11 protein-coding genes are annotated in these 12688 nt (G+C 56.9%); 10 read left to right on the top strand and 1 reads right to left on the bottom strand.

Annotated features, from left to right (window positions below; translation table 11 throughout):
• Positions 1-3 precede the first annotated feature (3 nt).
• From pxpB to nei, 4 genes are read left to right on the top strand one after another with little or no spacing between them, the layout of a single operon-like run.
• On the top strand, positions 4-660 hold the full coding sequence (gene pxpB, locus FOY96_RS15455) for a 5-oxoprolinase subunit PxpB (protein ID WP_039261304.1): 657 nt from the start codon (positions 4-6) through the stop codon (positions 658-660).
• The gene (gene pxpC, locus FOY96_RS15450; protein ID WP_033144949.1) at positions 654-1586 is read left to right on the top strand and encodes a 5-oxoprolinase subunit PxpC; all 933 of its coding nucleotides are present in this window, start codon (positions 654-656) and stop codon (positions 1584-1586) included. The genes pxpB and pxpC overlap by 7 nt, the downstream gene beginning before the upstream one ends.
• Complete coding sequence (pxpA, locus tag FOY96_RS15445) at positions 1573-2313, top strand: 5-oxoprolinase subunit PxpA (protein WP_039261305.1); 741 nt, start codon at positions 1573-1575, stop codon at positions 2311-2313. The genes pxpC and pxpA overlap by 14 nt, the downstream gene beginning before the upstream one ends.
• Before the next feature lie 19 nt (positions 2314-2332).
• Positions 2333-3124, top strand: a complete 792-nt coding sequence (gene nei, locus FOY96_RS15440; protein ID WP_039261307.1) for an endonuclease VIII — start codon at positions 2333-2335, stop codon at positions 3122-3124.
• Between the two features lie 99 nt (positions 3125-3223).
• On the opposite strand, the gene FOY96_RS15435 is transcribed toward nei, so the two are convergent.
• The gene (locus FOY96_RS15435) at positions 3224-4507 is read right to left on the bottom strand and encodes a citrate synthase (RefSeq protein WP_023334930.1); all 1284 of its coding nucleotides are present in this window, start codon (positions 4505-4507) and stop codon (positions 3224-3226) included.
• A gap of 639 nt (positions 4508-5146) precedes the next feature.
• Here FOY96_RS15435 and sdhC point away from each other — a divergent pair.
• The 6 genes from sdhC (at position 5147) to odhB (ending at position 12652) form a co-directional block, all read left to right on the top strand.
• Positions 5147-5551 carry a succinate dehydrogenase cytochrome b556 subunit gene (gene sdhC / locus FOY96_RS15430; protein ID WP_020684965.1) on the top strand — a complete coding sequence of 135 codons (405 nt, stop codon included), beginning with the start codon at positions 5147-5149 and terminating at the stop codon, positions 5549-5551.
• On the top strand, positions 5545-5892 hold the full coding sequence (sdhD, locus tag FOY96_RS15425; RefSeq protein ID WP_008501088.1) for a succinate dehydrogenase membrane anchor subunit: 348 nt from the start codon (positions 5545-5547) through the stop codon (positions 5890-5892). The genes sdhC and sdhD overlap by 7 nt, the downstream gene beginning before the upstream one ends.
• The gene (gene sdhA / locus FOY96_RS15420) at positions 5892-7658 is read left to right on the top strand and encodes a succinate dehydrogenase flavoprotein subunit (RefSeq protein WP_023310789.1); all 1767 of its coding nucleotides are present in this window, start codon (positions 5892-5894) and stop codon (positions 7656-7658) included. Before sdhD ends, sdhA begins: the two co-directional genes overlap by 1 nt.
• 15 nt (positions 7659-7673) lie before the next feature.
• Complete coding sequence (sdhB, locus tag FOY96_RS15415; RefSeq protein ID WP_008501090.1) at positions 7674-8390, top strand: succinate dehydrogenase iron-sulfur subunit SdhB; 717 nt, start codon at positions 7674-7676, stop codon at positions 8388-8390.
• A gap of 219 nt (positions 8391-8609) precedes the next feature.
• A complete protein-coding gene (gene sucA / locus FOY96_RS15410) occupies positions 8610-11417 on the top strand; it encodes a 2-oxoglutarate dehydrogenase E1 component (RefSeq protein ID WP_033144953.1) in 2808 nt (935 codons plus the stop codon).
• A gap of 14 nt (positions 11418-11431) precedes the next feature.
• Positions 11432-12652: a 2-oxoglutarate dehydrogenase complex dihydrolipoyllysine-residue succinyltransferase gene (gene odhB / locus FOY96_RS15405; protein ID WP_008501093.1), complete on the top strand. Its 1221-nt coding sequence runs from the start codon at positions 11432-11434 to the stop codon at positions 12650-12652.
• The last annotated feature ends 36 nt before the right edge of the window (positions 12653-12688 follow it).

Below are 12688 nucleotides of genomic sequence, written 5' to 3'. Positions count from 1 at the left end.
TAAGTGCAGCGAGCGCGTTGTTATCTTCTGGGTGAAACCGCCGTGGTTCTGGAGCTTGAACCACCGGTGACGCTTGCCACGCAAAAGCGTATCTGGCGGCTGACCCAGCGTCTGGCCGAACTACCGGAGGTGGTTGAAGCCATTCCGGGGATGAATAACATCACCGTGGTGCTGCGTAGCCCGCATACCCTGGCGCTGGATGCCATTGAGCGTTTGCAGCGCTGGTGGGAAGAGAGCGAGGCGCTGGAGCCGGAATCGCGCGCCATTGAGATCCCGGTCGTTTATGGCGGTACGGGTGGGCCGGATCTTGGCGTGGTGGCAGACCACTGCGGATTAACCGAAAAGCAGGTTGTTGAGCTGCACAGCTCGGTTGACTACGTGGTCTGGTTCCTGGGGTTTCAGCCCGGATTCCCGTATCTGGGCGGGTTATCTCCCCGGCTGCATACGCCACGCCGTGCCGAGCCGCGCGTGAGCGTGCCGGCGGGAACGGTGGCTATCGGCGGCGAGCAGACCGGCGTTTATCCCCTGACATCGCCCGGCGGCTGGCAGCTTATTGGGCATACCGCTACACCGTTATTTGAACCCGGGCTGGAGACGCCAATACTCCTGCGTCCCGGCGATACCCTTCGCTTTATCCCGCAGAAGGAGGGGGTATGTTAACGCTTATTCGCGCCGGGCTTTACACCTCCGTACAGGATGCCGGGCGCTTTGGTCTTCGCCAGTCGGGCGTGAGCTACTGCGGTGCGCTTGACCGTCCTTCGCTGGAGATTGCTAACCTGCTTGTGGGCAACCCAGGCAGCACGGCGGCGCTAGAAATTACGCTGGGTCAGTGTGTGATTGAGTTTGGTCAGGAGACCTGGTTTGCCTTAACCGGCGCAGGGTGTGATGCGACGCTGGATGGCAAAGCGGTGTGGACCGGCTGGCGGCTGCGGGCGAAAGCCGGGCAGCGCCTGACGCTCAAACGTCCGCTGCACGGCGTGCGTAGCTATCTCGCGGTGGCTGGCGGCATCGACGTGCCGGAGGTATTAGGTTCATCGAGTACCGATCAAAAAGCCGGGATCGGCGGTCACGAAGGACGTTTGTTGCGCGACGGCGATCGGCTGGCAATCAAAGCCTCCGCGCGCCATTTCTCGACCACGCAGGGCGTAAAACAGCTGCTGTGGGGAAACCAGATCCGCGCCTTACCGGGGCCGGAATATCATGAGTTCGACGAGGCTTCTAAAGAGTCCTTCTGGCGCGCGCCGTGGAAGATCAGCCCGCAGAGTAACCGCATGGGCTACCGCCTGCAGGGTCAGCCGCTGACCCGCACGACGGACCGGGAACTGCTCTCCCACGGTTTATTGCCGGGGGTTATTCAGGTGCCGGGGAACGGTCAGCCCATCGTGTTAATGAACGATGCGCAAACTACCGGCGGTTATCCGCGCATTGCCTGCATCATTGAAGCGGATCGCTACCATCTGGCGCAAATTCCCCTCGGTCAGCCGATTCACTTCGTGCAGTGTTCGCTGGAGGAGGCGCTAAAAGCGCGGCAGGATCAGCAGCGTTATCTCGAGCAGCTGGCGTGGAGGCTTGATGGTAAAGATTGATTTGAACGCCGATCTGGGGGAGGGAAGCAGCGCTGATGCGGAACTGATGACCCTGGTCACCTCGGTCAATATCGCCTGCGGCTTTCACGCGGGGGATGCCCAAACCATGCTGGAGAGCGTGCGTAATGCTATTAAAAACGGCGTCGCGATTGGGGCTCACCCCAGCTTTCCCGATCGGGAAAACTTTGGCCGCACGGCGATGGATCTTCCCCCTGAGACGGTCTACGCGCAGGTGCTCTACCAGATCGGCGCGCTGGAGGCGATGGTGCGCGCCCAGAACGGCGTGATGCGCCACGTGAAGCCGCACGGCATGCTTTACAACCAGGCGGCGAAAGATGCGGATCTGGCGGACGCCATTGCCCGCGCGGTGTGGGACTGCAGCCCGCAGCTGATCCTTGTGGGTCTGGCGGGAAGCGAGCTGATTCGCGCCGGACAGCGGCTGGGGCTGACCACGCGTCAGGAAGTGTTTGCCGATCGGGGATACCAGCCGGACGGCAGCCTGGTGCCGAGGACGCAGGCCGGGGCGCTGATTACCGATGAAGGCAAAGCGCTGGCGCAGACGCTGGAGATGGTGCGCGCCGGGCGGGTGACCGCCGTGGATGGAACAGCGGCAAACGTTCAGGCCGATACGGTATGTTTACACGGCGACGGCGAGCATGCGCTCCAGTTCGCACGCCGCTTGCGGGCAGCGTTTTCTGAAGAGGGTATCCTCGTCAGCGCCGAATAATGACGATAAGGACACAAAAATGCCTGAAGGTCCGGAGATCCGCCGCGCGGCGGATAGCCTGGAGGCGGCGATAAAGGGCAAACCCCTGACGGATGTCTGGTTTGCTTTTCCTCAACTGAAACCGTTTGAATCACAGCTGGTGGGCCAGACGGTGACCCATATTGAAACGCGCGGCAAGGCCTTGCTCACGCACTTTTCACATAACCTGACGTTATATAGCCATAACCAGCTTTACGGCGTCTGGCGCGTGGTGGAGGCGGACGAGCTGCCGCAAACCACCCGCGTGCTGCGCGTCAGGCTGCAAACGGCGGATAAAGCGATCCTGCTCTATAGCGCGTCGGATATCGAAATGTTAACGCCGGAGCAGCTGCTGACGCACCCGTTCCTGCATCGGGTCGGGCCGGACGTGCTGGACATGCGCCTGACGGCAAGCGACGTGAAGGCCCGGCTGCTATCCCCTAAATTCCGCAACCGGCAGTTTTCCGGGTTATTGCTCGATCAGGCTTTCCTGGCTGGTTTAGGCAACTATTTGCGGGTTGAAATCTTATGGGAAGTCGGGCTGGCGCCGCAGCATAAAGCGTCTCAGCTGAGCGATGAACAGCTGGAGGCGTTATCCCACGCGCTGCTGGATATTCCGCGGCTGTCGTACAACACGCGCGGCGTGGTGGATGAGAACACGCATCACGGGGCGCTGTTCCGGTTCAAGGTGTTTCATCGGGCGGGGAAAAAGTGCGAGCGATGCGGCGGGATTATTGACAGGATTATGCTCTCTTCGAGACCCTTTTACTGGTGCCCGCACTGCCAGAAATAAAAGTAAAACGGTAACTCAGGGGTTACCGTTTTTAAGGTGTTCACCCTCTCCCTGTGGGAGAGGGCCGGGGTGAGGGCATCAGGCCGCACCCAACTCCTGTTAGCGCTTAATATCAGACTTAAAATCACGCTGCTCGTAGCCGGTGTACAGCTGACGAGGACGGGCGATTTTCATGCCTTCGCTGTGCATTTCGTTCCAGTGCGCAATCCAGCCTACGGTACGGGCCATGGCGAAGATCACGGTGAACATGGAAGACGGAATGCCCATCGCTTTCAGAATAATGCCAGAGTAGAAATCGACGTTCGGGTAGAGTTTCTTCTCGATGAAGTACGGGTCGTTCAGCGCGATGTGTTCCAGCTCCATCGCCACTTCCAGCAGGTCATCTTTGGTACCCAGCTCTTTCAGCACTTCGTGGCAGGTCTCACGCATAACGGTAGCGCGCGGGTCGTAGTTTTTGTAAACACGGTGACCGAAGCCCATCAGGCGGAAGGAGTCATTCTTGTCTTTCGCACGACGCACGAACTCAGGAATGTGTTCAACGGTGCTGATCTCTTCCAGCATCTTCAGTGCCGCTTCGTTCGCGCCACCGTGCGCCGGTCCCCACAGGGAGGCGATGCCCGCAGCGATACAGGCGAACGGGTTCGCGCCTGAAGAGCCCGCGGTACGGACGGTAGAGGTAGAGGCGTTCTGTTCGTGGTCAGCGTGCAGGATCAGAATACGGTCCATCGCGCGTTCCAGCACCGGGTTCACTTCGTACTCTTCGCACGGCGTGGAGAACATCATGCGCAGGAAGTTACCCGCGTAGGAGAGGTCGTTGCGCGGATACACAAACGGCTGGCCGATGGAGTATTTGTAGCACATCGCCGCCATGGTAGGCATTTTGGACAGCAGGCGGAACGCCGCGATATCACGGTGACGTGGGTTATTCACGTCAAGGGAGTCGTGGTAGAACGCCGCCAGCGCACCGGTAATCCCGCACATCACCGCCATCGGGTGAGAGTCACGGCGGAACGCATGGAACAGACGGGTAATCTGCTCATGGATCATGGTGTGACGGGTCACGGTGGTTTTGAATTCATCGTACTGCGCCTGCGTCGGTTTTTCGCCGTTCAGCAGGATGTAGCACACTTCCAGATAGTTGGATTCGGTGGCTAACTGATCGATGGGGAAGCCGCGATGGAGCAGGATACCTTCGTCACCGTCAATGTAGGTGATTTTGGATTCGCAAGATGCGGTAGAGGTAAATCCAGGGTCAAAGGTGAACACACCTTTAGAACCCAGCGTACGGATATCAATAACATCCTGACCGAGCGTGCCTTTTAGCACATCCAGTTCAATAGCAGTGTCACCATTTAGGGTGAGCGTTGCCTTTGTATCAGCCATTTACGGTCTCCTTAGCGCCTTATGCTTAAGACTGCGCTTTACCGGATTTGCTTTCAGCTGTTAATCACCGTTACCAGATTGTTATTTGGCTTACCGCTCAGCTCACGAGGACAAACCAGGGTACAGAGCTATGGCGCCTTGCAGGTAAACGAATGAAATATCAGTGAAACAACAGCAAATCAGCGTTTTTGCAGTCCGAATTATTCAAACCTGTATATCACTAATAACTGTCCTGATAACTTCGGTCAATACCATCACACTGTTACATAACTATTTGTCAGGTGAAAGAGAGACCTCATAACTTTTGCGCATTATATGCCTTTTCTGATGACGTTTGTAACAATATTGTTTAACATTTGTCAAATCAGATGATTAAAAATTAAAAAGATGTTGTTATCGTGACCCTGATCACTGTTCCAGAGAAAACCCGACAAACTGTATGTAGGTTAATTGTAATGATTTTGTGAACGGCCTATACTGCCGCCAGGTCTCCGGAACACCCTGCAATCCCGAGCCACCCAGCGTTGTAACGTGTCGTTTAAGCATCTGGAAGCAGTGTTTTGCATGACGCGCAGTTATAGAAAAGGAACGCTGCTTGACCCGCATCGCAGTCCGGAGGAAGGAAACAATAAGAACAGCATGTGGGCGTTATTCATGATAAGAAATGTGAAAAAACAAAGACCTGTCAATCTGGATCTCAAAACGATCCGGTTCCCTGTAACAGCAATAGCGTCCATTCTGCACCGTGTTTCTGGTGTGATTACGTTTGTGGCGGTCGGTATTTTGCTGTGGTTACTGGGCACCAGCCTCTCTTCCCCTGAAGGATTCCTCCAGGCCTCCGCCATCATGAACAGCTTCTTCGTGAAATTCATCATGTGGGGCATTCTGACCGCGCTGGCGTACCACGTTGTCGTCGGTGTTCGCCATATGCTGATGGACTTTGGCTACCTGGAAGAGACTTTCGAAGCCGGGAAACGCTCCGCTAACATTTCATTTGTGATTACTGTCGTGCTTTCACTTCTCGCAGGAGTTCTCGTATGGTAAGCAACGCCTCCGCATTAGGACGCAACGGCGTACATGACTTCATTCTGGTCCGTGCTACCGCCATCGTTCTCACTCTTTACATCATCTATATGATCGGTTTCTTCGCGACCAGCGGCACGCTGACGTGGGAAATCTGGAGTGGGTTCTTCGGATCCGCCTTCACCAAAGTGTTCACCCTGCTGGCTCTGTTCTCCATCCTTATTCATGCCTGGATTGGTATGTGGCAGGTGTTGACCGATTACGTTAAACCGCTGGCGATTCGCCTCCCACTGCAGCTGGCCATTGTTGTTGCACTGGTGGTTTACGTTATTTATGGATTCGTTGTGGTGTGGGGTGTGTAATGAAACTGCCAGTCAGAGAATTTGATGCTGTTGTAATTGGTGCCGGTGGCGCAGGTATGCGTGCCGCACTGCAAATTTCCCAGAGCGGCCAGACCTGTGCGCTGCTCTCTAAAGTTTTCCCGACCCGTTCCCACACTGTGTCTGCGCAGGGCGGTATCACCGTTGCGCTGGGCAACTCCCATGAAGATAACTGGGAATGGCACATGTACGACACGGTAAAAGGTTCCGACTACATCGGCGACCAGGATGCCATCGAATATATGTGTAAAACCGGCCCGGAAGCGATTCTGGAGCTGGACCACATGGGTCTGCCGTTCTCCCGTCTGGAAAATGGCACCATCTATCAGCGTCCGTTTGGCGGCCAGTCGAAAAACTTCGGCGGCGAGCAGGCGGCACGCACCGCGGCGGCGGCTGACCGTACCGGTCACGCACTGCTGCACACCCTGTATCAGCAGAACCTGAAAAACCACACCACCATCTTCTCCGAGTGGTACGCGCTGGATCTGGTGAAAAACGCCGATGGCGCAATCGTCGGCTGTACCGCGCTGTGCATCGAAACCGGTGAAGTGGTTTACTTCAAAGCTCGTGCTACCGTGCTGGCTACCGGCGGCGCAGGCCGTATCTATCAGTCCACCACCAACGCCCACATCAACACCGGTGACGGTGTCGGCATGGCTATCCGCGCGGGCGTGCCGGTGCAGGATATGGAGATGTGGCAGTTCCACCCAACCGGTATCGCCGGTGCGGGCGTTCTGGTAACAGAAGGCTGCCGCGGTGAAGGTGGCTACCTGCTGAACAAACACGGCGAGCGCTTCATGGAGCGTTATGCCCCGAATGCGAAAGACCTGGCGGGTCGTGACGTGGTGGCGCGTTCCATCATGATCGAAATCCGTGAAGGTCGCGGCTGTGACGGCCCATGGGGTCCACACGCCAAGCTGAAGCTCGACCATCTGGGTAAAGAAGTTCTGGAGTCCCGTCTGCCGGGCATCCTGGAACTGTCCCGCACCTTCGCACACGTCGACCCGGTGAAAGAGCCGATTCCGGTTATCCCAACCTGCCACTATATGATGGGCGGTATTCCGACCAAAGTGACCGGTCAGGCGCTGACCGTAAACGAGCAGGGCGAAGACGTGGTCATTCCTGGCCTGTTCGCGGTAGGCGAAATTGCCTGCGTATCCGTACACGGTGCAAACCGTCTGGGCGGCAACTCTCTGCTGGACCTGGTGGTGTTTGGTCGTGCAGTCGGTCTGCATCTGCAGGAATCCATTGCCGAGCAGGGCGCGCTGCGTGACGCGACCGACGACGAAATTGATGCCTCTCTTGAGCGCCTCAACCGCTGGAACGGTAACCGTAACGGCGAAGATCCGGTGGAAATCCGTAAAGCGCTGCAGGAATGCATGCAGCACAACTTCTCGGTATTCCGCGAAGGCGACGCGATGGCCAAAGGTCTTGAGCAGCTGAAAGCGATCCGCGAGCGTCTGAAAAATGCCCGTCTGGACGACACCTCCAGCGAATTCAACACCCAGCGCGTTGAGTGCCTGGAGCTGGATAACCTGATGGAAACCGCGTTCGCGACGGCGATGTCGGCAAACTTCCGTACCGAAAGCCGTGGCGCGCATAGCCGCTTCGACTTCCCGGATCGTGATGACGAAAACTGGCTGTGCCATTCCCTGTATCTGCCAGAGTCGGAATCCATGACGCGTCGTAGCGTCAACATGGAACCGAAACTGCGTCCGGCGTTCCCGCCGAAGATTCGTACTTACTAATGCGGAGACAGGATAATGAAACTCGAATTCTCAGTTTATCGTTATAACCCGGATGTTGATGACGCTCCGCGTATGCAGGACTACACCCTGGAAGCGGAAGAAGGTCGCGACATGATGCTGCTGGATGCGTTAATCCAGCTGAAAGAAAAAGATCCTACGCTGTCGTTCCGCCGCTCCTGCCGTGAAGGGGTTTGTGGCTCTGACGGTGTGAACATGAACGGCAAAAATGGCCTGGCCTGCATCACGCCAATTTCAGCGCTGCAGCGTCCTGGTCAGAAAATTGTTATCCGTCCTCTGCCAGGCCTGCCGGTCGTGCGTGATTTGGTGGTAGACATGGGGCAATTCTATGCACAATATGAGAAGATTAAGCCTTACTTATTGAATAATGGGCAAAATCCACCCGCTCGCGAGCACTTACAGTCTCCTGAGCAGCGTGAAAAACTCGATGGGTTGTACGAGTGTATTCTCTGCGCATGCTGTTCAACGTCCTGCCCATCGTTCTGGTGGAACCCGGACAAGTTTATCGGCCCGGCCGGTCTGCTGGCTGCCTATCGCTTCCTGATCGATAGCCGCGACACCGAAACCGACAGCCGTCTGGAAGGGCTGAGTGACGCTTTCAGCGTATTCCGCTGCCATAGCATCATGAACTGCGTCAGTGTGTGTCCGAAGGGGCTGAACCCGACGCGCGCCATCGGCCATATTAAGTCGATGCTGTTGCAGCGCAGTGCGTAAGTAGTGAGAGGGGAGCGCTGTTCCCCTCACCCTAACCCTCTCCCCAAGGGAGAGGGGACAGTTTGCAGAAACCTTTAAAAACTGCCCTGAAGTCTAGACAGTTTCTAAAGGTTCCTTCGCGGGCCACAAAGAGCTCGCAGGTGAACCCCGGCACGTACACGTGGTGTGCGTGGTAGTTTCTACGGCGAAAGTAAGCATAAAAATGCTTAAGGGATCACGATGCAGAACGGCGCAATGAAAGCCTGGCTGGACTCTTCTTTCCTTTCTGGTGCGAACCAGAGCTGGATTGAACAGCTCTATGAAGACTTCTTAACCGATCCTGACTCAGTGGACGCAAACTGGCGTTCCATGTTCCAGCAGTTGCCTGGCACAGGGGTCAAACCGGATCAATTCCATTCCAAAACACGTGATTATTTCCGTCGTCTGGCGAAGGATGCCTCACGTTACTCTTCTGCGATTTCCGACCCTGACACTAATGCGAAGCAGGTTAAAGTCCTGCAGCTTATCAACGCTTATCGCTTCCGTGGTCACCAGCATGCGAATCTCGATCCGCTGGGACTGTGGCAGCAAGACCGTGTGGCCGATCTCGATCCGGCGTATCACGATCTGACCGAGGCCGATTTCCAGGAAAGCTTTAACGTAGGTTCCTTTGCCATCGGCAAAGACACGATGAAGCTGGGCGATCTGATTGACGCGCTCAAGCAAACCTACTGCGGCTCCATCGGCGCGGAATACATGCACATTACCTCTACCGAAGAGAAACGCTGGATCCAGCAGCGCATCGAATCCGTAGCGGGCCACGCGACCTTCTCGGCAGACGAGAAAAAACGCTTCCTGAACGAACTGACCGCAGCGGAAGGGCTTGAGCGCTATCTGGGCGCGAAATTCCCGGGCGCAAAACGCTTCTCGCTGGAAGGCGGCGACGCGCTGGTGCCGATGCTGAAAGAGCTGATTCGTCACGCAGGCAAGAGCGGCACCCGTGAAGTGGTACTGGGCATGGCGCACCGTGGTCGTCTGAACGTGCTGGTCAACGTGCTGGGTAAAAAACCGCAGGACCTGTTCGACGAATTCGCGGGCAAACATAAAGAACACCTCGGCACCGGCGACGTGAAGTACCACATGGGCTTCTCGTCGGATATCGAAACCGAAGGCGGTCTGGTTCACCTGGCGCTGGCGTTTAACCCGTCACACCTGGAAATCGTTAGCCCGGTGGTTATCGGTTCCGTGCGTGCGCGTCTGGATCGTCTGGACGAGCCGAGCAGCAATAAAGTGCTGCCAATTACCATCCACGGCGATGCGGCGGTAACAGGGCAGGGCGTGGTTCAGGAAACCCTGAACATGTCGAAAGCGCGTGGTTATGAAGTGGGCGGTACCGTTCGCATCGTGATCAACAACCAGGTGGGCTTCACCACCTCTAACCCGCTGGACGCGCGTTCTACCCCGTACTGCACCGACATCGGTAAGATGGTGCAGGCGCCAATCTTCCACGTTAACGCGGATGACCCGGAAGCCGTTGCTTTCGTTACCCGTCTGGCGCTGGACTTCCGTAATACCTTTAAACGCGATGTGTTCATTGACCTCTTCTGCTACCGCCGTCACGGCCACAACGAAGCGGACGAGCCAAGTGCAACCCAGCCGTTGATGTATCAGAAAATCAAAAAACACCCGACCCCGCGCAAAATCTATGCTGACAAGCTGGAGAGCGACAAAGTGACGACGCTGGAAGATGCGACCGAAATGGTCAACCTCTACCGCGACGCGCTGGATGCGGGTGAATGCGTGGTGAAAGAGCTGCGCCCGATGAACATGCACTCCTTTACCTGGTCGCCGTACCTCAACCACGAGTGGGATGAGAGCTACCCGAACAAGGTTGAGATGAAGCGCCTGCAGGAGCTGGCTAAACGCATCAGCACCGTACCGGACGCTATCGAGATGCAGTCTCGCGTGGCGAAAATCTACGCTGACCGTCAGTCCATGGCGGCAGGCGAGAAGCTGTTCGACTGGGGCGGCGCTGAAACGCTGGCTTACGCAACGCTGGTTGACGAAGGCATTCCTGTTCGTCTGTCCGGTGAAGATGCGGGCCGTGGGACCTTCTTCCACCGTCACGCGGTTGTTCACAACCAGTCCAACGGTTCAACCTATACCCCGCTGCAGCACGTGCACAACGGTCAGGGCCAGTTCAAGGTCTGGGACTCCGTGCTGTCTGAAGAAGCGGTTCTGGCCTTCGAATACGGTTATGCCACCGCTGAACCACGCACCCTGACCATCTGGGAAGCGCAGTTCGGTGACTTCGCCAACGGCGCGCAGGTGGTTATCGACCAGTTCATCTCCTCCGGCGAGCAGAAGTGGGGCCGCATGTGTGGCCTGGTAATGCTGCTGCCGCACGGTTATGAAGGTCAGGGTCCGGAGCACTCCTCCGCGCGTCTGGAACGTTATCTGCAGCTCTGCGCCGAGCAGAACATGCAGGTCTGCGTGCCGTCCACCCCGGCTCAGGTCTACCACATGCTGCGTCGTCAGGCGCTGCGCGGTATGCGCCGTCCGCTGGTGGTGATGTCGCCGAAATCCCTGCTGCGTCACCCGCTGGCGGTGTCGAGCCTGGAAGAACTGGCGAACGGAACCTTCCTGCCAGCCATCGGTGAAATTGACGAGCTGGATCCGCAGGGCGTGAAGCGCGTGGTGATGTGTTCTGGTAAGGTTTATTACGACCTGCTGGAACAGCGCCGCAAGAACGATCAGAAAGATGTCGCCATCGTGCGTATCGAACAGCTTTATCCGTTCCCGCATCAGGCGATGCAGGAAGTGCTGAAACAATATGCTCACGTACATGATTTTGTCTGGTGCCAGGAAGAGCCGCTCAACCAGGGCGCATGGTACTGCAGCCAGCATCATTTCCGTGAAGTGATTCCATTTGGGTCAGCCCTGCGTTATGCAGGTCGCCCGGCCTCCGCCTCTCCGGCGGTAGGGTATATGTCCGTTCACCAGAAGCAGCAACAAGATCTGGTCAATGACGCGCTGAACGTCGATTAATTAAAGGATACAAAATGAGTAGCGTAGATATTCTTGTTCCCGACCTGCCTGAATCCGTAGCAGATGCGACCGTCGCTACCTGGCACAAAAAACCAGGCGATGCCGTTAAGCGCGATGAAGTGCTGGTAGAAATCGAAACTGACAAAGTGGTACTGGAAGTACCGGCTTCGGCGGATGGCGTTCTGGACGCGGTGCTGGAAGATGAAGGTACCACCGTAACCTCTCGTCAGATCCTCGGTCGCCTGCGTGAAGGCAACAGCGCGGGCAAAGAGTCCAGCGCGAAATCTGAAGAGAAAGCCTCTACGCCGGCTCAGCGCCAGCAGGCTTCTCTGGAAGAACAGTCTAACGACGCCCTCAGCCCGGCGATCCGTCGCCTGCTGGCTGAACACAGCCTTGACCCGGCAGCCATCAAAGGCACCGGTGTGGGCGGTCGTCTGACCCGCGAAGACATCGACAAACACCTTGCGAAAGCGCCTGCTCAGGCAGAAGCGAAAGCCCCTGCGGCAGCACCAGCAGCACAGCCTGCTCTGGGTGCCCGCAGCGAAAAACGCGTGCCGATGACCCGCCTGCGCAAGCGTGTGGCCGAGCGTCTGCTGGAAGCGAAAAACTCCACCGCGATGCTGACCACCTTCAACGAAGTGAACATGAAGCCAATCATGGATCTGCGCAAGCAGTACGGTGACGCGTTTGAAAAACGTCACGGCATCCGTCTGGGCTTTATGTCCTTCTACGTGAAAGCGGTAGTTGAAGCGCTGAAACGCTACCCGGAAGTGAACGCGTCTATCGATGGCGATGACGTGGTTTACCACAACTATTTCGACGTCAGCATGGCGGTTTCTACTCCACGCGGCCTGGTCACCCCGGTTCTGCGTGATGTGGATACCCTGGGTATGGCTGACATCGAGAAAAACATTAAAGAGCTGGCTGTAAAAGGCCGCGACGGCAAGCTGACCGTAGACGACCTGACCGGCGGTAACTTCACCATTACCAACGGCGGCGTATTCGGCTCGCTGATGTCTACCCCGATCATTAACCCGCCGCAGAGCGCGATCCTGGGTATGCATGCCATTAAAGATCGCCCTATGGCGGTAGACGGTAAAGTTGAGATCCTGCCGATGATGTACCTGGCGCTCTCGTACGATCACCGCCTGATCGACGGCCGCGAGTCCGTGGGCTTCCTGGTCGCGATTAAAGAGCTGCTGGAAGATCCAACCCGTCTGCTGCTGGACGTCTAGTTTTGCAGTCTTGCCCGGCGGCGTATGGCTGCCGGG

It is taken from the genome of Enterobacter asburiae, assembly GCF_007035645.1.
In the GTDB taxonomy this organism is placed as follows: Bacteria; Pseudomonadota; Gammaproteobacteria; order Enterobacterales; family Enterobacteriaceae; genus Enterobacter; species Enterobacter asburiae_B.
The sequence above is the reverse complement of the archived record's forward strand: the minus strand, read 5'-3'. Positions and strand labels throughout refer to the sequence as shown.

What these genes read in the sequence shown, in the direction of transcription:
- pxpC (WP_033144949.1), top strand. Translation starts at nt 654, where the DNA reads ATGTTAACGCTTATTCGCGCCGGGCTTTACACCTCCGTACAGGATGCC.
- pxpA (WP_039261305.1), top strand. Translation starts at nt 1,573, where the DNA reads ATGGTAAAGATTGATTTGAACGCCGATCTGGGGGAGGGAAGCAGCGCT.
- nei (WP_039261307.1), top strand. Translation starts at nt 2,333, where the DNA reads ATGCCTGAAGGTCCGGAGATCCGCCGCGCGGCGGATAGCCTGGAGGCG.
- FOY96_RS15435 (WP_023334930.1), bottom strand. Translation starts at nt 4,507, where the DNA reads ATGGCTGATACAAAGGCAACGCTCACCCTAAATGGTGACACTGCTATT.
- sdhC (WP_020684965.1), top strand. Translation starts at nt 5,147, where the DNA reads ATGTGGGCGTTATTCATGATAAGAAATGTGAAAAAACAAAGACCTGTC.
- sdhD (WP_008501088.1), top strand. Translation starts at nt 5,545, where the DNA reads ATGGTAAGCAACGCCTCCGCATTAGGACGCAACGGCGTACATGACTTC.
- sdhA (WP_023310789.1), top strand. Translation starts at nt 5,892, where the DNA reads ATGAAACTGCCAGTCAGAGAATTTGATGCTGTTGTAATTGGTGCCGGT.
- sdhB (WP_008501090.1), top strand. Translation starts at nt 7,674, where the DNA reads ATGAAACTCGAATTCTCAGTTTATCGTTATAACCCGGATGTTGATGAC.
- sucA (WP_033144953.1), top strand. Translation starts at nt 8,610, where the DNA reads ATGCAGAACGGCGCAATGAAAGCCTGGCTGGACTCTTCTTTCCTTTCT.
- odhB (WP_008501093.1), top strand. Translation starts at nt 11,432, where the DNA reads ATGAGTAGCGTAGATATTCTTGTTCCCGACCTGCCTGAATCCGTAGCA.